29 protein-coding genes are annotated in these 21316 nt (G+C 44.1%); 17 read left to right on the top strand and 12 right to left on the bottom strand.

What is annotated here, in order from left to right; genetic code table 11:
* Nucleotides 1–40: 40 nt before the first annotated feature.
* On the bottom strand, nucleotides 41–433 hold the full coding sequence (locus QUA88_RS07710) for a transporter (RefSeq protein WP_333054053.1): 393 nt from the start codon (nucleotides 431–433) through the stop codon (nucleotides 41–43).
* Nucleotides 434–556: 123 nt separating this feature from the next.
* Here QUA88_RS07710 and QUA88_RS07705 point away from each other — a divergent pair, with 123 nt between their 5' ends.
* The 3 genes from QUA88_RS07705 (at nucleotide 557) to QUA88_RS07695 (ending at nucleotide 2593) form a co-directional block, all read left to right on the top strand.
* On the top strand, nucleotides 557–1768 hold the full coding sequence (locus QUA88_RS07705) for a glycosyltransferase family 2 protein (RefSeq protein ID WP_333212359.1): 1212 nt from the start codon (nucleotides 557–559) through the stop codon (nucleotides 1766–1768).
* Nucleotides 1769–1960: 192 nt separating this feature from the next.
* Nucleotides 1961–2224 carry a hypothetical protein gene (locus QUA88_RS07700; protein ID WP_333212357.1) on the top strand — a complete coding sequence of 88 codons (264 nt, stop codon included), beginning with the start codon at nucleotides 1961–1963 and terminating at the stop codon, nucleotides 2222–2224.
* A gap of 3 nt (nucleotides 2225–2227) precedes the next feature.
* Complete coding sequence (locus tag QUA88_RS07695) at nucleotides 2228–2593, top strand: type II toxin-antitoxin system VapC family toxin (RefSeq protein WP_333212355.1); 366 nt, start codon at nucleotides 2228–2230, stop codon at nucleotides 2591–2593.
* 50 nt (nucleotides 2594–2643) lie between these two features.
* Here the strand turns inward: QUA88_RS07695 and QUA88_RS07690 are convergent, their stop codons facing one another.
* The 3 genes from QUA88_RS07690 to QUA88_RS07680 form a co-directional block, all read right to left on the bottom strand.
* Nucleotides 2644–2901: a BrnA antitoxin family protein gene (locus QUA88_RS07690; protein WP_333212354.1), complete on the bottom strand. Its 258-nt coding sequence runs from the start codon at nucleotides 2899–2901 to the stop codon at nucleotides 2644–2646.
* A gap of 126 nt (nucleotides 2902–3027) precedes the next feature.
* A complete protein-coding gene (locus QUA88_RS07685; protein ID WP_333271101.1) occupies nucleotides 3028–3390 on the bottom strand; it encodes a helix-turn-helix transcriptional regulator in 363 nt (120 codons plus the stop codon).
* Between the two features lie 36 nt (nucleotides 3391–3426).
* Nucleotides 3427–3687, bottom strand: coding sequence for a helix-turn-helix domain-containing protein (locus tag QUA88_RS07680; protein ID WP_333112273.1), 261 nt, complete (start codon nucleotides 3685–3687; stop codon nucleotides 3427–3429).
* A gap of 154 nt (nucleotides 3688–3841) precedes the next feature.
* Here QUA88_RS07680 and QUA88_RS07675 point away from each other — a divergent pair, with 154 nt between their 5' ends.
* The 9 genes from QUA88_RS07675 to QUA88_RS07635 all read left to right on the top strand — a co-directional run bounded on the left by QUA88_RS07675 (nucleotide 3842) and on the right by QUA88_RS07635 (nucleotide 6331).
* Nucleotides 3842–4039, top strand: coding sequence for a hypothetical protein (locus tag QUA88_RS07675; RefSeq protein ID WP_333212349.1), 198 nt, complete (start codon nucleotides 3842–3844; stop codon nucleotides 4037–4039).
* Between the two features lie 103 nt (nucleotides 4040–4142).
* Nucleotides 4143–4385 (top strand): hypothetical protein, encoded by a 243-nt coding sequence (locus tag QUA88_RS07670; protein WP_333234004.1) that lies wholly within the window; start codon nucleotides 4143–4145, stop codon nucleotides 4383–4385.
* A complete protein-coding gene (locus tag QUA88_RS07665; protein ID WP_333234005.1) occupies nucleotides 4382–4633 on the top strand; it encodes a type II toxin-antitoxin system RelE/ParE family toxin in 252 nt (83 codons plus the stop codon). Before QUA88_RS07670 ends, QUA88_RS07665 begins: the two co-directional genes overlap by 4 nt.
* A 115-nt stretch (nucleotides 4634–4748) precedes the next feature.
* Complete coding sequence (locus QUA88_RS07660) at nucleotides 4749–4949, top strand: hypothetical protein (RefSeq protein WP_333212343.1); 201 nt, start codon at nucleotides 4749–4751, stop codon at nucleotides 4947–4949.
* A 42-nt stretch (nucleotides 4950–4991) separates the two neighbouring features.
* Nucleotides 4992–5204: a ParE family toxin-like protein gene (locus QUA88_RS07655; RefSeq protein ID WP_333212341.1), complete on the top strand. Its 213-nt coding sequence runs from the start codon at nucleotides 4992–4994 to the stop codon at nucleotides 5202–5204.
* 80 nt (nucleotides 5205–5284) lie between these two features.
* Entirely contained in the window at nucleotides 5285–5461 is a 177-nt protein-coding gene (locus QUA88_RS07650) for a DUF433 domain-containing protein (RefSeq protein ID WP_333212339.1), read from the top strand.
* A gap of 84 nt (nucleotides 5462–5545) precedes the next feature.
* A complete protein-coding gene (locus QUA88_RS07645; RefSeq protein WP_333212337.1) occupies nucleotides 5546–5695 on the top strand; it encodes a hypothetical protein in 150 nt (49 codons plus the stop codon).
* A gap of 34 nt (nucleotides 5696–5729) precedes the next feature.
* Nucleotides 5730–5984 carry a hypothetical protein gene (locus QUA88_RS07640; RefSeq protein ID WP_333212335.1) on the top strand — a complete coding sequence of 85 codons (255 nt, stop codon included), beginning with the start codon at nucleotides 5730–5732 and terminating at the stop codon, nucleotides 5982–5984.
* The gene (locus QUA88_RS07635) at nucleotides 5981–6331 is read left to right on the top strand and encodes a type II toxin-antitoxin system PemK/MazF family toxin (protein WP_190739752.1); all 351 of its coding nucleotides are present in this window, start codon (nucleotides 5981–5983) and stop codon (nucleotides 6329–6331) included. Before QUA88_RS07640 ends, QUA88_RS07635 begins: the two co-directional genes overlap by 4 nt.
* Here QUA88_RS07635 and QUA88_RS07630 read toward each other — a convergent pair.
* Together QUA88_RS07630 and QUA88_RS07625 are read right to left on the bottom strand one after the other, a co-directional pair.
* Complete coding sequence (locus QUA88_RS07630; protein ID WP_333212333.1) at nucleotides 6299–6460, bottom strand: hypothetical protein; 162 nt, start codon at nucleotides 6458–6460, stop codon at nucleotides 6299–6301. The two genes, QUA88_RS07635 and QUA88_RS07630, sit on opposite strands and share 33 nt — an antisense overlap.
* A 75-nt stretch (nucleotides 6461–6535) precedes the next feature.
* Nucleotides 6536–6985: a hypothetical protein gene (locus QUA88_RS07625; RefSeq protein WP_333212331.1), complete on the bottom strand. Its 450-nt coding sequence runs from the start codon at nucleotides 6983–6985 to the stop codon at nucleotides 6536–6538.
* A gap of 172 nt (nucleotides 6986–7157) precedes the next feature.
* Here QUA88_RS07625 and QUA88_RS07620 point away from each other — a divergent pair, with 172 nt between their 5' ends.
* Entirely contained in the window at nucleotides 7158–8528 is a 1371-nt protein-coding gene (locus QUA88_RS07620; RefSeq protein WP_333271094.1) for an NB-ARC domain-containing protein, read from the top strand.
* A gap of 306 nt (nucleotides 8529–8834) precedes the next feature.
* Here the strand turns inward: QUA88_RS07620 and QUA88_RS07615 are convergent, their stop codons facing one another.
* From QUA88_RS07615 to QUA88_RS07605, 3 genes are all read right to left on the bottom strand, one after another.
* Nucleotides 8835–9497 (bottom strand): Uma2 family endonuclease, encoded by a 663-nt coding sequence (locus QUA88_RS07615; protein WP_333271091.1) that lies wholly within the window; start codon nucleotides 9495–9497, stop codon nucleotides 8835–8837.
* A gap of 93 nt (nucleotides 9498–9590) precedes the next feature.
* Entirely contained in the window at nucleotides 9591–10166 is a 576-nt protein-coding gene (locus QUA88_RS07610; protein ID WP_333199755.1) for a Uma2 family endonuclease, read from the bottom strand.
* A gap of 164 nt (nucleotides 10167–10330) precedes the next feature.
* Nucleotides 10331–14326 carry a magnesium chelatase subunit H gene (locus QUA88_RS07605; RefSeq protein WP_333271088.1) on the bottom strand — a complete coding sequence of 1332 codons (3996 nt, stop codon included), beginning with the start codon at nucleotides 14324–14326 and terminating at the stop codon, nucleotides 10331–10333.
* A gap of 535 nt (nucleotides 14327–14861) precedes the next feature.
* On the opposite strand from QUA88_RS07605, the gene QUA88_RS07600 reads away from it, so the two are divergent.
* The 3 genes from QUA88_RS07600 to QUA88_RS07590 all read left to right on the top strand — a co-directional run bounded on the left by QUA88_RS07600 (nucleotide 14862) and on the right by QUA88_RS07590 (nucleotide 18317).
* Nucleotides 14862–15845 carry a calcium-binding protein gene (locus tag QUA88_RS07600; RefSeq protein WP_333054076.1) on the top strand — a complete coding sequence of 328 codons (984 nt, stop codon included), beginning with the start codon at nucleotides 14862–14864 and terminating at the stop codon, nucleotides 15843–15845.
* A gap of 130 nt (nucleotides 15846–15975) precedes the next feature.
* Entirely contained in the window at nucleotides 15976–17013 is a 1038-nt protein-coding gene (locus QUA88_RS07595; RefSeq protein ID WP_333271085.1) for a calcium-binding protein, read from the top strand.
* A gap of 251 nt (nucleotides 17014–17264) precedes the next feature.
* Complete coding sequence (locus tag QUA88_RS07590; protein ID WP_333054078.1) at nucleotides 17265–18317, top strand: calcium-binding protein; 1053 nt, start codon at nucleotides 17265–17267, stop codon at nucleotides 18315–18317.
* An 80-nt stretch (nucleotides 18318–18397) separates the two neighbouring features.
* On the opposite strand, the gene QUA88_RS07585 is transcribed toward QUA88_RS07590, so the two are convergent.
* From QUA88_RS07585 to QUA88_RS07575, 3 genes are all read right to left on the bottom strand, one after another.
* Nucleotides 18398–18850, bottom strand: a complete 453-nt coding sequence (locus QUA88_RS07585; RefSeq protein ID WP_333212365.1) for a Uma2 family endonuclease — start codon at nucleotides 18848–18850, stop codon at nucleotides 18398–18400.
* Nucleotides 18851–18868: 18 nt separating this feature from the next.
* Nucleotides 18869–19057: a hypothetical protein gene (locus QUA88_RS07580; protein WP_333054079.1), complete on the bottom strand. Its 189-nt coding sequence runs from the start codon at nucleotides 19055–19057 to the stop codon at nucleotides 18869–18871.
* A 218-nt stretch (nucleotides 19058–19275) separates the two neighbouring features.
* Nucleotides 19276–19752 (bottom strand): ankyrin repeat domain-containing protein, encoded by a 477-nt coding sequence (locus QUA88_RS07575; RefSeq protein WP_333054080.1) that lies wholly within the window; start codon nucleotides 19750–19752, stop codon nucleotides 19276–19278.
* Between the two features lie 36 nt (nucleotides 19753–19788).
* Here QUA88_RS07575 and QUA88_RS07570 point away from each other — a divergent pair, with 36 nt between their 5' ends.
* Nucleotides 19789–21051, top strand: a complete 1263-nt coding sequence (locus QUA88_RS07570; protein WP_333271080.1) for a lipid-A-disaccharide synthase — start codon at nucleotides 19789–19791, stop codon at nucleotides 21049–21051.
* The last annotated feature ends 265 nt before the right edge of the window (nucleotides 21052–21316 follow it).

The raw sequence follows: 21316 nt of genomic DNA, 5'->3' as shown, positions 1-21316 counted from the left end.
TCGTCAATCGTCAATCTAAAATCTAAAATCTAAAATCGTATTAGTTGCCTCCAGTCACTCCCCCAGCTTGACCTCTGAGTACAAAAATTACTCCCGTCATAATTAGCGCCACGCCTACCAACCGCAGCGGCGGCAAAGGCTCGTGAAATATCAGTTTGCCACCTAAAACAGTAAATAGGTAACTAATTGACAGTAAAGGCGAGACTATGCTAAGGTTTGCCCGCGACAAAACTACAATAAAGCCGATCGAAGAAATTGCATACAAAGAAAGACCAGTTACTATCAACGGCTGAGTAGCCATTGCTATAATTTTTTCTATTAAATTAGCAGCGCCAATGGGCCCTAATATTTTAGCTCCTGCCTTCAGACTAAATTGACCTGCGACGCCGCACAATATTGCGGCAAGCAATAACAGAAAAACGCTTCTATTCATAAATTTACTAACCTATAGTACAATCAAAAATTGCCGTTCCCAAAAACCTGAAAAACTTTAATTAAGTTTGGCTAGGTTTTATTCACCACTAATATTTTAAGCAGAGATACGGGAAAATCAAGTATGGTCGATCGCGATCGAGAGTCGAACAAATATATGGCAGAGCAGACCAACCCAAGCGGAGAATACACTCTAGAACTATCGATAGTCATGCCTTGTCTGAACGAAGCAGAAACTTTAGAAATCTGCATCGAGAAGGCACAGAAGTCCCTGCGCGAACTTGATATTGCAGGCGAGGTCATCATAGCAGACAACGGCAGCACTGACGGTTCTCAAGCTATCGCTACCAGAATGGGAGCGAGAGTCGTGCCCGTAGCAGCCAAAGGCTACGGCAGCGCCCTGATGGGAGGCATCATTGCAGCGCGCGGAGTTTATATTATCATGGGCGATGCTGACGACAGCTACAATTTTTCCAACCTCGGCTTTTTTGTCAACAAATTGCGAGAAGGTTTCGACTTAGTGATGGGAAACCGCTTTCAAGGGGGCATCAAACCGGGTGCAATGCCGCCGCTGCACAAATATTTAGGAAATCCGGTGCTGACATGGGTTGGGCGGCTATTTTTTGCAAGTCCCGTCGGCGATTTTCACTGCGGACTCAGGGGTTTTAGGAGAGACTCAATTTTGAAACTCGACTTGCAAACAACGGGGATGGAATTTGCTAGCGAAATGGTGGTCAAGGCCTCTGTATACAAGCTGCGGATAACTGAAGTTCCAACCGTACTTTCTCCCGACGGCCGCAGCCGGCCGCCGCACTTGAGAACTTGGCGAGATGGCTGGCGGCACCTGCGATTTTTGCTGCTTTACAGTCCTCGGTGGCTGTTTTTGTATCCGGGTACTGCGCTGATGATTTGGGGTCTAATTGTTAGCATTTGGCTGTTACCCGGTACTCAAAAGATTGGGAGTATCAGCTTTGATGTACACACGCTGCTTTATGGTGCGATCGCAATTATCATCGGTTTTCAAGCAGTAACTTTCGCTTTTTTCACCAAAGTTTTCGCCATCAGCGAGAAATTCCTGCCCGAAGACCCCAAACTAAACAAAATATTTCGCTATGTCACCCTAGAGACAGGATTGATTGTCGGAGTCACGCTGATTTTAATCGGAATAGTTGGCTCGTTCTTGTCATTAACTATCTGGAGCGAAACGGCTTTTGGTACTCTCGACCCTTCTAAAACTCTGCGTTTGGTTATTCCCTCGCTCACTTGCCTGACTGTCGGTTTGCAGATGGTTTTGTCGAGCTTTTTTCTCAGCGTGCTGAGCTTGAAGCGTAGGTGATCACATTAAAGTTACTGGCAACATTATTCCTCAAAACTAAATCGCAATGCAGGGGAAGTTCAGGGCGATCGCACTGCAGGGAAAATCAGGGCCGCAGGACCAAAATTTCAGACTATCTGGTATAATCAAACAGGTAGCTTTAATGCTCAAAATTGTTATAATATTAAAAATAAAGAATAGTTGATATTAGCTATGCAGCGAATATTTGAGGCTATATTAAAGGGAAACCTTTTAGAATGGGTTAATGAGGTTCCAACACAGGGCGATAGGCCTGTCAGAGTTTACGTTACTTTACAAGAAGATAGATCGACTTTAAGTGCGGAGTTTCGCCGTCATAGAATAGTTGAAGTATTGGAAAAAATTGCAGCAAACAATGTATTTGCTGATATTAGCGATCCAGTGGAATGGCAGCGAGATTTGCGTCAAGACCGTCCACTTCCAGGTAGGGATGAATAATGAATGTTGCTAGACAGTAATATTATTATCTACGCTTCCCAGCCAGAAAACTCGCAGATTAGGCATTTTATTGGCGAAAATGACATAATTGTGTCGGCAATAAGTTACCTTGAAGTCTTGGGTTATCATCGGCTAACTGAAGAGTATAGATTGTACTTTGAGGAATTCTTTGGTGTGGTGGAGGTTGTACCAATTTCTAACACTGTACTCGATCGCGCAGTGCTGTTGCGAGAGATAAGGAGCATGACACTTGGGGATGCTATTATTGCGGCAACGGCTTTGGTATATGACAGAACTTTAGTAACAAGAAATATAGGGGATTTTCTGTGGATTGCTGAACTCACACTGATTAACCCGTTTGAGGTTTAAGAAAGATGGGCGATCGCACTTTGGGAAGATCAGGGCGATCGCACATTTATTTATTCACTGCTTTTTACGTGATGTTCAACATAAGAGCGCAGCACAGCGTTCATTAGAGATTGATAGCCTTTTCCTTGGCTTTTAAACCAATCTAATACATCGCTATCAACTCTTAAAGAAATAGCTTGTTTGGTCAGTGGTTTTACCTGTTTTGTTTGTGACCAGAAACTCGCATCTAATTCAGAAATATCAGATGTATCGATCGCAGATTCTGGAATATTTTCTAATTCTTCAAGTCGTTTGGGCGAGATAGTCATATTCAAAGTGCCTAAAACTGTATATACAAAGCGTATATACTTATAGGATAGCATAAAGGGCGATCGGATACTCACTCAGGCGGGCCAAAGCGATCGGGCAAGTCAATCGATTTTAGATTTTAGATTTTAGATTTTAGAGGCGACCCCACGGATAAATGCGGGGGCTCTTCTGATTTTCGATACTTCGACTTCGCTCAGCACAAGTTTGAGATTTTGGATTGATTCCACGGATAAATCACGTGGCGGGTACCACCTTTGAAATTCGTGGTCATCAAGAGTTAACCCGCGCGATCGCAAAAAATTTGCCAAAGCTTTCATCTGGGCAATTGTGAATGTCGGCACGTTATCTCCGGCTTCCCAGCGACTCACAGTGCGTACCGATGTCCCAATTTGCCTAGCAAATTCTTCTTGGGACATTCCTAACTCATCTCTGAGCTTTTTCAGCGGTGATTCGCCAGCTTCTTCTTGAGGTTGTCTTCGCTTTGTCATAATACCGGGTACGATCGCCCAGAAAGCGATGGTTTTCTAATCTTCATTTTCCTTCACAGCGATCGGTCCGAAATCATCGGGAATTTCCAGGGCTGATTCAATTTGTAGCAATCGCATCATGGTTTTCCACTGCCGAGGCGTTGGTTTTGCTTCTGTTTCGCCGGAAATCCACCGCTGATAAGTTCGCAAGGGGATACCGCACTGCACCGCAAATTCCGCCTGAGAAAGCTGCGTCCGCTCAATTCTCAGCGTCTCTATTGGTGAATCACTATCTTGAGGCCTTCTGTCTTTTTTCATAAAATTTGGCGCGTCATATTGACATACAATTAATGGCGCGTCATAATGGCGTTAAAGTAACTAAGAGAGGACAAACCACTAAAAGCTAGTTAGGGGTTAACTTGTCCTGCCTTTCTAGTGTCTCATTTTGTCCGCAATCTATTGCAGAACTAGGATGAACTACAAACAACAACTTTACCCGTGGGTGATTTACCGCCACCTGCCCAACCTGCAACGCCTGACTGTGGCGCGTTTTCGCCGCCGAAACGATGCCGAGGAACACTTGCGGATTATCAAAAGATTGCTGCCGCAAGCGGAGTTTGCGATCGCCTTTGAGGTGAATTCGCAACAGCTAACAAATTGTGCAAGATAGTATAAGAGCGATCGAACTTTGGGAATAAAAGGGCGATCGCTTTTTCCATAATTTTAAATGGAGATATAATAGAGAGCAAGCAAAAACTCTTACAACCAAGTCTATGTTTACTTATAGCAAGGTACTGAATCAAGTTAAAAGCCTCACGCTTGCAGACCAACTGCGGTTATTAGAAGACTTGAAAAAGATGATTCAGTTACGGGAAGAAGTTGCCGAAGATGATGAAGTAATTTCAGCAGAAGAAATAGCAGAGAGCGAGGCTGCTTGGCAAGATTACCAAGCTGGTCGCGATCGGGGGATATCCTCCCAAGAACTCAAATTGAAGCTATTTGGAGAAAAAAATTGACTGACTACATTCTCCTGAAAGCAGCAGAACGCTATTTATCGCGAATGCAACCGGATGACCAAGTACGAATTGTCAATGCTTTAGATACTTTAGTAAGTGACGATAGAGGGCTTGACATTAAGCAACTTAAAGGTCGTCCTGAATTAAGGCTGCGAGTGGGTAAATATCGGATACTTTTTGTAGAAGACAGGGAAAACCAAGTATATGTTGTGACTGCGATTAATTCTAGGGGGGATGTTTACAAATAAGGGCGATCGTACTTTGGGAAGATAAGGGCGATCGCTTTTCCCCGAATCCCGAATTGAGATATAATAAATAACCAGCAAAAAAATCAACGAACTTTAGTGTAAGTTAAGATAGCCTATGTTGACTCTTGAACAGATAGAAAATGCGATTCTCCAACTTCCGCCCAACAAGATTGGAGAGTTGTTAGAGTGGTTTCTAAATTTGGATTACCAACGATGGGATGTTCAGTTAGAGAAAGATATTGCTGAGGGTAAACTGGATGCTTTAGCAGCAGAAGCGATCGCAGATTGTGAGAGTGGTAATTATCGAGCGATTTAATGCACTATACGAAGGAGAAAGTTTTGGGATTGTTACAATGCTTTGCCATCAAGTGTACAAGCTACAGCAGATCAGTGTTATGAGTTGCTGAAGGCAGATCCGTCTCATCCTTCTCTGCATTTTAAGAAGGTTGGTAATTATTGGTCTGTAAGGGCCGGACAAGCTTATCGGGCGTTGGGTATTGAAATTAAAACAGGTATTTTGTGGTTTTGGATTGGTACGCACGCAGAGTACGATCGGCTGATTGGTAAATAATGCCACTGGTGAAAAAATACAGGTTGCGATCGCCTACCTGATGACTTAAAATAGAAGAGACATAGAGCTGCGTGGTCAAAATGGACAGAATCTCCGTCAACCCTCAAATTCACTTCGGTAAGCCTTGCATAATGGGTACGCGCATTACTGTACAGAGCGTTCTCGAATTACTAAATGAAGGGCTTTCTTTTGGAGAAATTATCCGAGACTACTATCCCGATCTGGAAATGGATGATATTCGGGCGTGCTTGCGTTAAATGAAGTTCATAAGGAACTAGGAGGAGTTATAGAAAATTACTCTGAAGTAGAACTAAAAGGGGCATTTGTGGTTGTAGAACCTGATGGACATCGGTTTAGAAAACCGCTTAGATAGGGTGTTAATTAGTTTGGTGTTGGAAAGAAAAGGGCGATCGGACTTGAGGAAGATAAGGGCGATCGCACTTTGGGAAAATAAGGGCGATCGCACTTCCCTCGATCCTAAATTGCTATAATAACAATCAGCCAAAAAATCTCAACATAAAGCCTATGTCTACTTATAGCGAGGTACTGAGTCAGGCTCAAAATCTCACTCCTGACGAGCAACAGCAGCTTTTAGAAGTATTGTCAGCATTGATGCGCGATCGGGTAACAACCCAAACTCAGGGTAAACGATCGGAAATTGATGCAGCACTGATTGAAATGGTACAAGATCCAGAGTATCAAGCTCAAGTGCTACAGATGGAGGCTGAGTTTGCGGTAGCGAGTTGGGAAGCGTTGCAATTGGGAGAATCTCCTGTATGAACCGGGGAGAAGTCTATGATGCTAGACTTGAACCTGTTGAGGGTTCTGAACAAGGAGGAACCCGTCCTGTTATCATCGTTAGTCGAGCTACAATCAATACATATAGCCCTGTAGTTTTGGCTATTCCCTGCACTACTTATCAAACTGGTAAACGAGTTTATCCCACTCAGGTATTAATTAAAGCTCCCGACGGTGGATTAACCAATGATTCTATCGCTATGGCAGATCAAGTACGGGTATTATCTAAATCTCGTTTATTGAGTTTACGAGGAATGCTTAGTGATGAAGCAATACTTCTGCTGAATCAAGCTTTATTAATTGCGTTGGATTTGCCTGGTCAAGTTTAATTGCACTTGAGGAAGAGATGGGCGATCGTACTTTGGGAAAATAAGGGCGATCGCACTTTGGGAAGATAAGGGCGATCGCACTTTGGGAAAATCAGGGCGATCGCCTGTGATTTTATTTGAACTACGCAAACATCAATCTACGTTTAGTTTGAGGGACGGATCACCCTATTGAATCTGAAGGTAATTTAGTGCAAAGTCACCTGATTAATTGCTTAATTCTCGAAGCCTTCGATAAGCATCATCTAATCTTCTTTTAGTATCTTCTCCCTGCCTCATTTTTTCTTGAATTACTCGATTAGACACTCCATATATTCTACAGTCAACACCACTGGTTGCAAGGATGTATTCATAGGTAGAACCGACACGCCAGCAAGCATCTGCATGGATAGGGTTATGAAATATAGTTCTCGTAGTGATCAGAGACAATCCATATATACACGCCGTTTCGTTGCAATCAACTATACCTAAAGAATAGCAGCTTTCACCATCACGGCTACAGCGCACACTTGGTCCTAGTTCTTCACTTTTTGGTAGTACAAGATATTGTTTCCCTTGATAATTTACAATTTTGCCTTGAGCTAATACTGTTGTTGCTGAAAAAAATCCCAAACTGGCAAACAGGGAACCTAATATTACAAAAGTTTTAATTTTCATTTAAAAAACTCCTGTGTGGTAAGATACATACGTTTTAAAATATTCTAAACTACATCAACCAAGTACCTGTTTAGGAAACTTCGGGACTTAATAATGACAATTAAATTAGGAAACTTAGGAAACTTAGGAAACTTATGATATAATGACTAAAATTATCACATCTTTTTAATTTATGAACATAGCCCAGGTTGTTGATATTTTAGATGAGCTACTTTTTGAGAAAACAGGGTCACATCTGGATTTTATACAAAAATCTGTTTTAGAAGGTACTTTACAAGATAAAACTTATTCTGAAATTGCTATCAAATCTGGATATAGTGAAAGTCATGTCGGTGATACCGCTTCTGATTTATGGAAACTTTTGTCTGAGTTATTAGGAGAAAAGGTTAGAAAAGCTAACGTTAAAGCTATTTTAGAAAAAACAAATTTTAATCAAGTTTCTGGTGTAATTGTTAGTGGTATTGTAGGGGTTACTAATAACATTAGCGTCTGTAACAAAACTAATCATCCCAAAAATAACTCACCCTCAAAGCAAAAAATATTTAGCCCTAAACTTCACCTCAATAACGCCCCTAAATTTCCCTATTTTTACAGCCGAAATAACGAACTCTCTACTCTCAAAGATTGGGTAATTAATCAAGAGATTCGCCTCATTACCATTTTAGGTATTAGCGGCATCGGCAAAACAACCCTCTCCCTAAGCCTGATCGATCGCATCAAAACCCAATTCGATTACGTCATCTATCGCAGCCTCCGCTTTTCCCCCACCCTCGATCCAACCCTCACCAACCTGCTGCAAATCTTTTCCCAACAATCAGAAATTCCCCAAAGCATCGAAACCAAAATTGCCCAAATCCTCGATTACCTGCGAAAAAACCGCTGTCTGATTGTCCTCGATGACGTACAGATGCTTTTCGGCAGCGGGCAACTAGCGGGACAATATAAAACTGGATATGAAGATTATCAGTTATTTTTTAAACTAATTGCCGAAGTCTGTCATCAAAGTAGTTTGATATTGAATAGTTGGGAAAAACCCAGAGAAATTGCCAGATTATCAAAAGATCATCATCCCGTGCGATGTTTTGTATTGGGAAGTTTGGGAGAAGCAGCTAAAGAAATTTTGAACTCCCAAAAGTTATTCGATGAGGAAACATGGTCAACTTTGATTGACATTTATCAAGGCAATCCTCTGTGGTTGGAGTTCACTGCAACGCTGATTCAAGAGTTATTTGGGGGGAGAGTTTCTGAATTTTTGCACTGCGAGATGCCGATTTTAGATGAAGGGTTGCAATCTCAGTTATCTCAACCTTTTGGGCGTTTGACTGCGGCAGAGTTAGCAGTGATGGTTCACCTGGCTAATCAACTTGAACCCGTTGCTGTGTCGCAAATTTTCAACAAAATACCATTTTCGCCGTCAGAAATAGTAAATGCAGTGCGATCTCTTGGAAATCGGTTTTTATTAGATACGCAGGAACAGGAAGAGATAACTTTGTTTAGTTTGAATTCAGTGGTGAAACAGTATGTGAAAACTCAGTATTCTTAGTCCGCGCACCATCCGGACTTTGTTGGTGTAGAAGCGGTTTCAACCGCCGTCTTTATTTTACCAGACAGGGTTATTCGTGGGGAGTAGGGGACGAGGGCGGGTTTATTTAATCTGTCTGCAATCTTTCAGGCTATTGGCGAACCCGCCCCTACAGGTTATTAAAAATGGTGCAAGATGTCGAGGTAACAAACCCGGATTTAATTTACAGCATATTCCATATATGTGTAGTACAGAGAAACCGGGTTTCTTGAACAGAATCAGTTTAAAGGCTAGAACTGTAAAGAAACCCGGTTTCTGAGGTGTACTTCACAAACCTGGAATATGCTGTAAGTGCGATCGCACCCATTCCCGAAACTCTCTAATTCTCGCATTCTCTCCCTTGTCTGAGTCTAGGTGCATAAACTGTGCCAGTTCTTTGACAGGAAACGAGCCAAATGCCAAACTGGTTTCCGACTCGACATAACCCGTATCATTTAAAATATTAATTATTAGTTTCCCCTTCTTCCAAATCCAAACCTCCGGCACTTTAAGTTCCGCATAAACCGCCATTTTATTGATAGATGAGCTAGTCAAATCCATTTCCACAGCTAAGTCTGGCGGCGGGTCATTTTTGAGATCGATAGTTAACTTTCCCCGCATTAAAGCTTCATTTTGGATATAAAAACATTCATCAGCTTCGTTACCAGCTTTTTTGGGTTCCGAACGCCAAGTAGATGATTTTAATCCCATAATTTCAATCCCAATTTCCTCAGACAGCGCTACAATTAGCCGACAGAGAGTCCAGCTATACCTCTCATGTTCTGGTGAAGGTACCATTAGTTCTAAAGTCCCTTGGTAGTAAGTCATGCGCGGCGTTGAACGTTCCGCAAATATTTCTAACAAGTGTTCGTAGGTTTCCCAACTGATATCATGTAAAACCAGGTGAGAACCTGCAAGCTCTTCTTTACTGTACGCCAGGGTTTGAACCATTGCAAATACTCCACGAGAACTTTAACTCTATTTTACTCTATTGAACATTGGACAGGTGCGATTCCCTGCAGGATAGCTTCGCACGCGCGTACATTACCAGATTGATTCAAGATTCAAAATAAATCCGGGGAGAACATCTTCACCTGATACATTTGCTGGAGATTCTAGCACTTCAACTTCTTGATTCAGACGGTAAATTTCTACTTGCCGCGATTTGCGATTAATTAACCAACCTAAAACAGCACCGTTATCTCGATATTCTTTCATCTTATCCTGAGTTTCTTTCAAACTATCGCTGGGAGACATTAACTCAACGACAAAATCAGGACAAAGGGGGGGAAATTTCTTTTGTTGTTCAGAAGTTAGTGCATTCCAGCGTTCTAATTTTACCCAAGAAGCGTCAGGAGAGCGATCGGCCCCATTGGGAAGTTTGAATCCGGTTGAGGAATCAAACACTTTACCCAATTTATGTGACTCATTCCAAATCCAAATCTGTGCTGTTAATCCTGCATTGCTGTTTCCCGTCTCTCCTCCTGCTGGTGACATGATAATTAATTCTCCTTTCGCTGTGCGTTCCAATCTAATATTTTCATTCTCCTGACAGAGTTGAAAAAACTGATCGTCTGTTAGCTTAATAATTGGATTGAGGTTGAGGGTGAGGGTAGTCATAGCGGTATTTTCTCGTGGCTAAACGACCTTTATTAACGATGGTAACATATCAAGTCAGTCTTGAGGGCGATCGCTTCCTACTCATCAAAACCCTCCCAAAAATATAAGGACACAGCAATGCTGTGTCCCTACAGATTAAAGGCGAGCGTCCGAAATTAGGAGGTTTATTCTACCCCCTCAATCCGGTCTTCCACCTCCTGATACAACTCACGCAACCTGTCCAAATTATTCTCCGAAGTCTCCCAATAACCCCGGCCATTCACCTCAAGCAAAGTGCTGACAATCTTGCGGAACGAATGAGGATTTAAGTTAAGCAAACGCTTCTGCATCTCCTCATCTTGGATAAACGTAGTGTTGACATCCTCATACACCCAATTATCCACAGCGCCCGCCGTCGCACTCCATCCAGTCGTATTCACCAAACGCTTAGAAATCTCCCGCACGCCTTCATAGCCGTGGGACAACATCCCCTCGTACCACTTCGGATTCAGCAGCTTAGTCCGCGAATCTAAACGCACGGTTTCTGATAGCGTCCGCACCTGCGCGTTGGCTGTGGTTGTATCAGCAACAAAGGAAGCCGGTTTCTTCCCATCTGCGCGCAAACTGCCGATCAATTTAGTCGGATCGGAGTCGAAATAGTGCGACACGTCGGTTAGCGAAATCTCCGCAGAATCCAAGTTCTGGAAGGTGACTTCCGCAGTTTTCAAGGATGATTCAAAAATCTTCCGGTCTTGTTCCATTGTTCCGGGATTGTCGGAAGAAAAGGCGAAGGATTTGCGAGTTAAGTACATTTCCTGCAACTCGGCTTCGCTTTCCCAAGTGCTGTTTTCCACCGCCAAGTTGACGTTAGATGAATAGGAACCAGAGGCATTGGAAAATACGCGGGTTGCTGCTTGTCGCAGGTTGATTCCCATTTCTTCCGCTTGCTTCAATGCGTGTTTGCGGACGAAATTCATTTCTAACGGTTCGTCGGCTTCCGCTGCCATTTTCACGGCTTTATCTAACAAATTCATTTGGTTAATGAACAAGTCGCGGAATACGCCAGAACAGTTAATTACTACGTCGATCCGAGGGCGTCCCAACTCTTCTAAAGAAAGCAATTCGAGTTTGTTTACCCGGCCCAAAGCGTCGGGAACTGGCTTCACTCCCACCATCCACATTACTTGGGCGAGGGATTCGCCGTAAGTCTTGATGTTGTCGGTTCCCCACAACACAACGGCGATGGTTTCTGGGTAATTTCCGCCGTTATCAACGCGCTGTCTTTCTAACAGCCGATCGACTACAACCTTAGCAGACTTAATCGCCCCTGTGGTGGGGATTGACTGCGGGTCCAAAGCGTGCATATTCTTCCCAGTCGGCAAAACATCCGGGTTGCGAATCGGATCGCCGCCTGGGCCAGGGATAATGTATTCGCCTTCTAGGGCGCGCAATAATGCGCCCAATTCGTTATCGGCGCAAACTTGCTGCAAGCAGAATTCTAGATACTCAAACAGCGGTTTAATCAGTTCTGGATCGACCTTTTTGTAACCCGCTGCGTGCAAGGCTTCAATCCAAGGTGTTTTCTTGCCCATGTTGAAGAAATTCAACTTGGAAACCAGCGAAACTCGACCCTCAGCATCGGTTTGTTCCTTCACCAAAGCGCCAACAGCATCCCGACAGGCTAAGGTGATGTTTTGTAACAATTCAACATCTGCTAAAATGCCTTTGTCGTTGTTGGTGTATATCTCGTCAATATTGCGATCGAGACTTTGAGCAATAATCCGCGACAAACTGATTAATCCGTCTTCTTCCCGGTCTAAATTGGCAATGTTAACCAAAGTTGCGATCGCCTCTTCAGCAGTCGGCGGCTTACCGATCACGTGCAAACCGCAAGGTAACAACCGCGACTCAATCTCCATCAACTTGCGGTAAACCAAGCCAACTAAATTATCCCGTTCCTCGGCAGTCATATCCGCAGCAACCCCTCGTTCTTGTTCGGGAGGTAACGCGATATCCTTATCCAAATTCACCAAACGGCATTTTTCGACGATCGCATCCACAATCGGCACACCGCGCCCAGTCTCTTTCAAAGTTTGATAAGAAGCAATTAACTCGCTGAGTTCCTGCAAACCTTTGTACAACCCAGCATTTTCAGCCGGAGGAGTCAGATAACTGATTGTTTCAGCATAACTGCGGCGCTTAGCAATTGTTGCCTCACTCGGATTATTAGCAGCGTAATAATAGAGGTTAGGAATCTTGCCGATCAAACTGTCAGGATAACAATCGACAGACATTCCCATCTGCTTACCGGGCATGAATTCTAGCGAACCATGAGTGCCAAAGTGCAGCACCGCATCCGCACCCCAAATGCGCTCCAAATATGTATAGTAAGCAGCAAAACCGTGGTGCGGGCTAGCAGAACGAGAGAATAACAACCGCATCGGATCGCCTTCGTATCCAAAAGTAGGTTGCACTCCGATAAACACATTGCCAAAATGTTTGCCAAAAATCAGCAAATTTTGTCCGTCGCTGTTCAAATGTCCCGGAGGCGGCCCCCAATTTTCTTGCAACCGTTCCGAGTAAGGAGTGAATTCTTCGTATTCAGCTACGGACATCCGGTAAGCAATATTTAATTCGGGACTTTGGTATTGGGCTGTTGCGTCATGGATGACTTCTTGCATCAGTTTTTCGGCGGAATCCGGCAATTCTGGCAAGTCGTAACCATTACCTTTTAAGGCTTTCAATACTTCGTAAATCGAGCCGAAAACGTCCAAGTAAGCTGCTGTTCCGACGTTGCCTTTATCTGGAGGAAAACTGAAAACTGTGATCGCAACTTTCTTATCTAATTTTGGTTTGCGGCGCAGCATTGCCCATTTCATGGCGCGCTGGGAAATTGCTTCAATTCGATCTTGCAGGGCGATCGCCTTGCCAGTTGCGCCATCACGTCCCGACACAATAATCGGTTCGATCGCACCATCCAACTCAGGAATCGCAACTTGCAAAGCAACTTGAATCGGGTGCAAGCCTAAATCGCTATCTTCCCATTCTTCCGTCGTTTGGAAAACCAGCGGCAAAGCCACCATGTAAGGGCAATTTAATTTTTTCAAAGATTCGATCGCCTTCGGGTGATCTTGTTTCGCCGGGCCGCCCACCAAAGCAAAACCAGTCAGAGAAACCACCGCATCAACAATCGGCAGAGGTGTCACACCTTTTGCCCCGACTTCCAAGAAAAAAGTTTCCACAGGTTTCGAGAAGTCCAAACCGCCGGCAAAAATCGGCACCACCCGCGCCCCCATTGCCTCCAATTCCTGCACCATTGCTACATAGTGCGCGTCATCACCTGTGACTAAGTGAGTGCGTTGCAACACTAAACCAATGCAGGGTGCGAGGGGATCTTTGAGATCCGCAGAAATATCTGTACGGGCATTAAACCAAGTCAGATATGCTTTTACATCTTCAAACATCGACGATGCCAAAGGATGCCAAATTCCCATGTCTGGGTAGACAACAGGTTCTTGGAAAGTCGGCTGTGACTGGCCTTTGAAGACATATTTATGTGACAGCATCAGCAAGAAGTTTTCCAAGTTTTCTTGGGAACCTCCCAGCCAATACTGGAAACTCAGCATGAAGTTGCGGGCATCTTGGGCTTTGTCGATGGGCAAATATTTCAGCACTTTCGGCAAAGTTTGCAGCAGTTTCAGCATTCCGTCTTGGAAGGAACTCCCGGATTTTTCCTTCCGTTTTTTCATGAATTCGCCGATCGCACTTTTGCTTTGTCCCAACTGTGCCATCGAGAAACTGCCCATTTTATTGAGTCGCATCACCCCTGGCATCGACGGGAAGACGACGGCGACATCCAAGCTGTCGCGCAGCGGTTCCACCGCCGCTACAACTTTTTCTGCCAAATCTTCGATGAAAATTAGAGAAGCAATAAATACATTGGCATCCGCCACATCCCGCTTGAAGGCCTCGTAATTTTCCGGGCTGCGGAGTTCCTCGATCAGGTAGCCGCTGATTTCTATTGCCAAATTCGGATTTTTCTGGTTTATCGATCGAACCGCTGCCGACAGGGCGCTTTGATACTGCGGTTCCAGTACGACATAGACCACCTTCATGAGCGATCGCCCCTGCAAGTTTTCCGGCACAACGTGGCGAATGGTGGGCTTGACGTGAGTGAACATCCGGTTAGGCTCCTTTAAGATGCTGTTTTCGGGAATCGGGAATTTTTTTATCCCATAAGCATTTTTACCAGAAAACGCTTGCCATTAGGCGATTTGAGCCTGCACATGACACAATTCGACAAATTTAGGTCAAATTTTCGTTACATTTTTTTATAAATTCCTTGAGCAAATACTCCAATTTTTATTTACAAAAGTTTACTTGACTTTATTGTAATTATATGTATACGATTAATTATTAGGATAAAAATAATTTAAAATTAACAAAAAATTGAGAAAAAAATCCTGAAAAAAGTTCCCACTTTTGTAGAAGTGATCACACTTGCGATAGAGCAATTAACTGAGGGGAAAAAGGTATAATTTTTGAAGGCATAATGTAGCCTTCGGATAATTGCTGAGTCACAAAAAGTGATATTATACCAGGAACTTAAAACCATTTTATAACGTCCGTTTGGTGTAAATTCCTGATCGGCGCTCCAGTTCATCGAAAACTAATGAATATTCACGATCAAACTCATCAAAACTTTAGGGGGAAAACATGGCTAACTACGCAATTTTCGACGAACAATTCTACCTGGCTTCATATCCTTGGGTCAAACCAGCCATTGACGCCGGAGTCATCTCATCTGGGAGAGAACACTTTGAAAAATTTGGTCAAGCCGGCGGTCTAACCAAAGTATCGCGTTATTTTGACGAAAATGCTTACCTTGCTGGGAATCAAGACCTCGCAGCCTTTGTCCGCACAGTCAACCCAAACGCACCTTTTGCTACAGGCCTCGATCACTTTATCCAGTTCGGTTACGATGAAGGACAGCGCCGCGCCCAAGTATCACCCGAATACAACGAAAGCTTTTATTTAACAAACAACTCTGAACTCCAACCGTTCGTTCAAAACGGAACTTTCAAATCAGGCTTCGACCATTTCATTCAATTCGGGGCAAAAGAAGGTCGGTTTGGGACTTCATTTTTTGAACCGGAATACTTAAAAGAAAACCCCGACATCGTGCCGTTTGTCAACTCTGGAAACTTGAAAACAGGGCGCGAACACTTTTTCAATTTTGGACAATTTGAGCCTGCCCGCGACGCGACTTTTGTCGGCACCCGTACCAACGATGTTTTAACTGGTGTGGGCGTGGGCGATGTCGAACTTGTGGGAGTGGAAGTAGGTATTGATCCCCAAGGCAATCGGCAGTATGAAAGCTTTGGCACAAATGAATTCGATGTCCTGATTGGTGGTCCGGGAGCTGATAGATTCGTACTCGGAGTTCCTGCTACAGCCGGGAATGTCACCCCGACACCGCTGTATTTGGGTAACGGTCAAGCTACCATTCGCAACTTCGACATAGAAAGCGATTTTATCCAACTGCAAGGAACTTCTTTAAACGGCTACAGCCTGACTCCGGTTGGTAGCAATTTGTCAATCCAGCGTTTTGGAGACGTGCTAGGCGTGATTGAAGGAGGAGCAAGCTTGGGTTTAAGCTTCCAAGAATCTAACGGTAATGGTACTTTCTTGATTGGATAGTCATTGGTCACTGGTCATTAGTCATTGGTCATTAGTCATTAGCTCAGGCTGATGATTAATGATTTTTTATTGGTGGTGGGCGATGGTTTTATAAAAAAGTACGATCGCACTTTACTTTAAACAGCCAACTATGAATTACGATATCTTCGACGAACAATACTACCTTTCGCAATATCCGTGGCTGAAACCAGCCATTGATGCAGGCATCATCAAATCTGGAAGAGAACACTTTGAAAAATTTGGTCAAGCCGCCGGCCTCACAAAAATCTCGCGGTATTTTGACGAAGAAACTTACCTTGAGGGAAATCCAGACCTTAAACCCTTTGTCCGCACTCCTAACAATCCAAATGCGCCTTTTGCTACAGGCTTAGATCACTTTATCCAATACGGTTACGAAGAAGGTCGCACTCGCGTATCGCCTGAGTATGACGAAGCGTTTTATGTAGCAACTAACCGAGATTTGCAGCCGTTTATTCAGAATGGAACGTTTAAAAATGGCTACCAGCATTTCATTCAATTCGGGGTAAAAGACGGTCGGTTGCCTACTTCTTTCTTTGAACCACAATTCTTCAATAACGAGGCCGCTGGGCTGATCATATCTGGAACCTTGAAAACCCCTCGCGAATACTATTTCAAGGTTGGGCAATTCGATCCGACCGGTCGGCCGGTGACTTTTGTCGGAACTTCCGGCAATGACATCCTCACTGGTTTAGGGGTGGGGAAGGTCGAATTAATTGGAGTTGAAGTAGAAGCCCCTAGGGGCCTTCGACGGTATGAAAGTGACGGCAGCAATGAATTCGATACTCTAATTGGCGGTAGCGGTCGCGATACATTCGTGCTCGGCGACTTGTCAGAGTTGCCACTAGGCACGATGGGGGGCTTGTCGAACCTCCAACAGTTCTACATCGGGCCGGGTTTTGCGACAATTCGGAACTTTACCCAAGGTCAGGATAATATTCAGCTAGTAAGGACTTCCTTAGAGGAATTATTGGTGTTTCCCATTAACAATAATCGAGATTTAGCTATTCAAACCAACGGCTTGCCCGTCGTTAAAAATGGAGTTACAGAAATTAGTAGCTTTGACACGCTGGCTGTTATTGAAGGTGGCGGAAATCTCAAGTTGAATCCATTACCAGACTCTAGTTTTTTTAGAGCTTTACTTGGGTAGAAATATCGAAGGTATTCAGGATTTGCCTGATTGCTGCTGGGGAGTGCGATCGCACTTTCCTATGCCAACAACTCGCATTCCGCGATCGCACTTTACTTTCTCCAATAAACAACGATGAATTACGACATCTTTATAGAGCTTAAATGAGATTTGACTGACACTTGGAAAAAATCACCCGATCAGGTAATTGTCTCAGTTTCAGATTATTGATAAATTGCATAAACAGCTCATTAAAGCCGCAGTGGGAAAACATGGCTAATTACGCAATTTTTGACGAAAAATACTACCTTGCTCAATATCCTTGGGTGAAACCAGCCATTGATGCAGGAGTTATCCAATCTGGAAAAGAACACTTTGAAAAATTCGGTCAAGCCGGGGGCTTAACTAAAGTATCGCGATATTTTGACGAAGCTACTTACCTTGCGGGCAACCCCGACATCGCTGCCTTAGTCCGCACCCCCAACAACCCAAATGCGCCTTTTGCGACCGGGCTAGACCACTTTATCCAGTTCGGTTACGAAGAAGGTCGCACTCGCGTATCCGCTGAGTATGACGAAGCGTTTTATGTAGCAAATAACCGACAGTTGCAGCCGTTTATTCAGAATGGAACTTTTAAAAATGGCTACCAGCATTTCATTGAATTCGGCATCAAAGACGGTCAGTTTGGGACTTCTTTATTGGAACCGGAATACTTACAAAAAAACCTCGACATTCTGCCGTTTGTAGAATCGGGAGCCTTGAAAACTGGTCGCGAACATTACGTCAATTTCGGCAAAAACGAGCCAAATCGGTCTGCTACTTTTGTCGGAACTTCCGGGAATGACATCCTGACTGGTTCCGGGATGGGGAAAGTTGAATTAATTGGAGTTGAAGTAGGTTTAGGTACAGGTAATGGCTTTGGTTCCGGTAGAAATTATGAAAGTGACGGCAACAATGAATTCGATACTCTCCTTGGCGGTAGTGGCCGCGATACATTTGTACTTGGTACACCTTTAGTAGGCAGTAAGGGGAACCCGGCCGGAATCGCACAGTTCTACATCGGGTCGGGTTTTGCTACTATTCGGAACTTTACCCAAGGTCAGGACAGCATCCAGCTAGCAGGGTATGATTTAGAGCAATTCTTGATTGTTCCGATCAACAATAATCGAGATTTAGCTATCCAAACGAACGGCTTTCCAACCGATTTTCAAAATGGAGTTACTCAAGTTAGTCGCTTTGACACGATCGCGGTTATTGAAGGTGGCGGAAATCTCAAGTTGAATCTATTACCAGAATCGCCTTTTGCAACACTTTTAATTGGATAGAATTATCGCACCTATTCGGGGGTGGCATTGGTGTGCTGTTGCTACGATCGCACTTTCAAAAAATGGGCGATCGCACTTGCCTATTCCGGCAACTCGCCGAAGCGATCGCGATATTGATCTACCAATTCTTCAGCCGTCAAATACCTACTACCTCGTTCGTCAAACCAGTACAAAACCTCCAACGGTGTTTCCCCATCGCTGTAACGACCTCGACCAATGCCTAAACCCACTTCCGGCATCCAGAAAGGTTCACCAATTTGCTGTTCGTACTCGCCATTTACCAAACGATAAACTTCAAACGGTTGATGTTGGTCTCGTCGCCAGTAGTAGGGATTGTAAATCACATAGTACAGCACGCCCAACCGGGCATAAATATCAATTTTTTTATCGTATTCACCGCCGTAAGTTTGAGAAACAATCTCTAGGGCAAAAATCGGGGGAATATTATTTTCTTCCCACAGGACGTAACTAAGGCGCAAAGTATCGCCTTTGAATCTTTCGACACCCAAACTCAAGAAGCCGTCAGGAACGATTGGAACCAGATGACTTACTCACGTCGTGTGATAAACTCCCATATCCACGGCAAAAAACCAGTCGTTCCGCTGCAGCCAGTGAAATTTGAGCAAGAATAACAGTAAGTTGGGAAGAAAGTTTTGATTTTCGTTATCCACAGGAGTATCATCCGAAGAAGGAAGTTCGGCGCTAGTTGGCAAACGCATTTCTCGATCGAACAGTACCATGATAGGAAAAGGGCAAATTTATTCATTAATTGTACCCTCCAGAAACCGGGTTTCTCGAATAAACCCGGTTTCTAAGTTTTTAATCTATTATATCTGGCAAAAGTCAAATTCACCCCCCTTAGTCCCCCCTTATTAAGGGGGGAAACAAGAATAATCTTGCCCCCTCCCCTTACTAAGGGGAGGGTTGGGGTGGGGTGCATTGTATTTTGGCAATAGTTCTAATGGCGATCGCGCGCTAGCTTCAAAACCTCAACCGCATCTTTGTGACCCTCGGAAGACGCCCAAATTAAGGCAGTCCAAGTATTATTATCATACGCTTTGATATCAGCTCCTTTATCGATTAAAAATTCCACAACTTGAGTGCGCCCGCTACCTGCAGCACTCATCAAAGCCGTCAAACCAAAATTAGTTTTAGCATTCACATCCGCCCCCGCCTCCAGCAAAAGCTGTACAATCTCCGTATGTCCGGCAGCAGCGGCACTCATTAACGGCGTCCACCCGTCATTATCCTGACTGTTGACATCCGCACCAACCGCCAGCAATTTTTTGACGATCGCCGAATTGCCAGCCTCAGCCGCAGTTGTCAAAGCCGTCGCACCTTCCTCATCTTTGGCATTGATATCTGCACGCTGTTCGATCGCACTTTCTACAGCGGCAACATCACCCGTCTTGACGGCATCAATTAAATTTGTCATAAATTCTCCCTTGCATCCTTTCAAATCTTAAATCCTATGGCAGTAGATATTTTAATCCTCTCCAACGGCCCCGGAGAATTGGCAACTTGGGTGCGTCCCGCCGTGCAAGCTTTGCGCCAGCAATTGGCAAACGCGGGCACTCAAGCGCGAATCTCTGTGGTGCTGTCCCCCTGTCCGCACGCCACCGGGAAAGAAGCACAAATCGCATCTTCCTACCCAGAAGTTGACAGAGTGCAAGCACCGGAGCATTTTTTTCCATTCTTATTATCGGGCAAAACTGCTGGAAATTGGGATTGGTATGAAACAGGAGTTGTTTTGTTTTTAGGCGGCGATCAATTTTTTACGGTTGTTATTGGAAAAAGGCTAAAATATCGCACTGTTATTTATGCTGAATGGGACGCGCGCTGGTATCGCTGGATTGATAAATTTGCGGCGATGAAACCACAAGTTTTTGCTAAAATTCCCCAAAAATATGCTAAGAAATTTACAGTTGTCGGAGATTTGATCGCGGAAGTAGGGAACGGGAAATCGGGCAGGGCTGGCACGGGGGCACCGCCCCTACGGAAAATAGAATTAATTGGATTGTTGCCCGGTTCTAAAGCGGCTAAATTAGCTTTAGGTGTACCGTTATGTTTGTCGATCGCCCAATCCATCCATCGCCTTCGCCCTCAAACTCGCTTTGTAATTCCCGTTGCTCCTACGATAGATGTGCAAACTCTAGCACGTTTTGCCGATCCGAAACAAAATCCTTGCCTGCATTTATTTGAGAACGCTAGCGCCGAACTTCATTTAACAGAAACGCCGTTTTTGCAGACAGAAAATAACTTGCAAGTAGAACTTTGGACGCAGACGCCCGCCTACGATTTGCTATCAGAATGCAGCCTGTGTTTAACTACTGTGGGAGCGAATACTGCGGAATTGGGTTCCTTAGCTGTACCGATGATTGTTTTGATTCCGACGCAGCAATTGGATGCGATGAAAGCGTGGGATGGTTTGCCGGGATTGCTGGCAAATTTACCGTTAGTCGGTTCAGTTTTTGCTACGGCGATTAATTGGCTAATCTGGCAATTGGGAAAGGGAAAGCTTTATGCTTGGCCGAATATTTGGGCACAGGAAGAGATTGTGCCGGAGTTGATTGGGAAGCTGGAACCGGAAGTAATTGCTCAATTGGCGATCGACTATTTGAGCCATCCTGATAAATTAGCACAAATGGGCGATCGTTTGCGTGCGGTTCGAGGAGAATCGGGGGCGGCGAAAAAAATTGCTGAATTGGTTTGTGAAGAAATTGAGGTGCAATAATCAATAAAACCTGGTAGGGGCAGGTTCACCAACTATCTCTGACTGTAATTCATAATCTAAATAAACCCGCCCCCACCCAACGGTAAATCTCAATCTGCATTATTCCCGTATTTTATAAATAAAATAGGAAATAATTTGATTTGTATCGTAGGGGCGGGTTCACCACAAATCTCTGACGGTAATTCATAATCTAAATAAACCCGCCCCCACCCAACGGTAAATCTCAATCTGCATTATTCCCGTATTTTATAAATAAAATAGGAAA

Source organism: Microcoleus sp. D3_18_C2, from assembly GCF_036702395.1.
Classification (GTDB): Bacteria; Cyanobacteriota; Cyanobacteriia; order Cyanobacteriales; family Microcoleaceae; genus Microcoleus.
This window is presented reverse-complemented; position numbering and strand designations above follow the sequence as displayed.

Bases quoted from the DNA above. Each gene is read 5' to 3' on its own strand.
- QUA88_RS07710 (WP_333054053.1), bottom strand. From the start codon at position 433: ATGAATAGAAGCGTTTTTCTGTTATTGCTTGCCGCAATATTGTGCGGC.
- QUA88_RS07705 (WP_333212359.1), top strand. From the start codon at position 557: ATGGTCGATCGCGATCGAGAGTCGAACAAATATATGGCAGAGCAGACC.
- QUA88_RS07700 (WP_333212357.1), top strand. From the start codon at position 1,961: ATGCAGCGAATATTTGAGGCTATATTAAAGGGAAACCTTTTAGAATGG.
- QUA88_RS07695 (WP_333212355.1), top strand. From the start codon at position 2,228: ATGTTGCTAGACAGTAATATTATTATCTACGCTTCCCAGCCAGAAAAC.
- QUA88_RS07690 (WP_333212354.1), bottom strand. From the start codon at position 2,901: ATGACTATCTCGCCCAAACGACTTGAAGAATTAGAAAATATTCCAGAA.
- QUA88_RS07685 (WP_333271101.1), bottom strand. From the start codon at position 3,390: ATGACAAAGCGAAGACAACCTCAAGAAGAAGCTGGCGAATCACCGCTG.
- QUA88_RS07680 (WP_333112273.1), bottom strand. From the start codon at position 3,687: ATGAAAAAAGACAGAAGGCCTCAAGATAGTGATTCACCAATAGAGACG.
- QUA88_RS07675 (WP_333212349.1), top strand. From the start codon at position 3,842: ATGAACTACAAACAACAACTTTACCCGTGGGTGATTTACCGCCACCTG.
- QUA88_RS07670 (WP_333234004.1), top strand. From the start codon at position 4,143: ATGTTTACTTATAGCAAGGTACTGAATCAAGTTAAAAGCCTCACGCTT.
- QUA88_RS07660 (WP_333212343.1), top strand. From the start codon at position 4,749: ATGTTGACTCTTGAACAGATAGAAAATGCGATTCTCCAACTTCCGCCC.
- QUA88_RS07650 (WP_333212339.1), top strand. From the start codon at position 5,285: ATGGACAGAATCTCCGTCAACCCTCAAATTCACTTCGGTAAGCCTTGC.
- QUA88_RS07645 (WP_333212337.1), top strand. From the start codon at position 5,546: ATGGACATCGGTTTAGAAAACCGCTTAGATAGGGTGTTAATTAGTTTG.
- QUA88_RS07640 (WP_333212335.1), top strand. From the start codon at position 5,730: ATGTCTACTTATAGCGAGGTACTGAGTCAGGCTCAAAATCTCACTCCT.
- QUA88_RS07635 (WP_190739752.1), top strand. From the start codon at position 5,981: ATGAACCGGGGAGAAGTCTATGATGCTAGACTTGAACCTGTTGAGGGT.
- QUA88_RS07625 (WP_333212331.1), bottom strand. From the start codon at position 6,985: ATGAAAATTAAAACTTTTGTAATATTAGGTTCCCTGTTTGCCAGTTTG.
- QUA88_RS07620 (WP_333271094.1), top strand. From the start codon at position 7,158: ATGAACATAGCCCAGGTTGTTGATATTTTAGATGAGCTACTTTTTGAG.
- QUA88_RS07615 (WP_333271091.1), bottom strand. From the start codon at position 9,497: ATGGTTCAAACCCTGGCGTACAGTAAAGAAGAGCTTGCAGGTTCTCAC.
- QUA88_RS07610 (WP_333199755.1), bottom strand. From the start codon at position 10,166: ATGACTACCCTCACCCTCAACCTCAATCCAATTATTAAGCTAACAGAC.
- QUA88_RS07605 (WP_333271088.1), bottom strand. From the start codon at position 14,326: ATGTTCACTCACGTCAAGCCCACCATTCGCCACGTTGTGCCGGAAAAC.
- QUA88_RS07600 (WP_333054076.1), top strand. From the start codon at position 14,862: ATGGCTAACTACGCAATTTTCGACGAACAATTCTACCTGGCTTCATAT.
- QUA88_RS07595 (WP_333271085.1), top strand. From the start codon at position 15,976: ATGAATTACGATATCTTCGACGAACAATACTACCTTTCGCAATATCCG.
- QUA88_RS07590 (WP_333054078.1), top strand. From the start codon at position 17,265: ATGGCTAATTACGCAATTTTTGACGAAAAATACTACCTTGCTCAATAT.
- QUA88_RS07580 (WP_333054079.1), bottom strand. From the start codon at position 19,057: ATGGTACTGTTCGATCGAGAAATGCGTTTGCCAACTAGCGCCGAACTT.
- QUA88_RS07575 (WP_333054080.1), bottom strand. From the start codon at position 19,752: ATGACAAATTTAATTGATGCCGTCAAGACGGGTGATGTTGCCGCTGTA.
- QUA88_RS07570 (WP_333271080.1), top strand. From the start codon at position 19,789: ATGGCAGTAGATATTTTAATCCTCTCCAACGGCCCCGGAGAATTGGCA.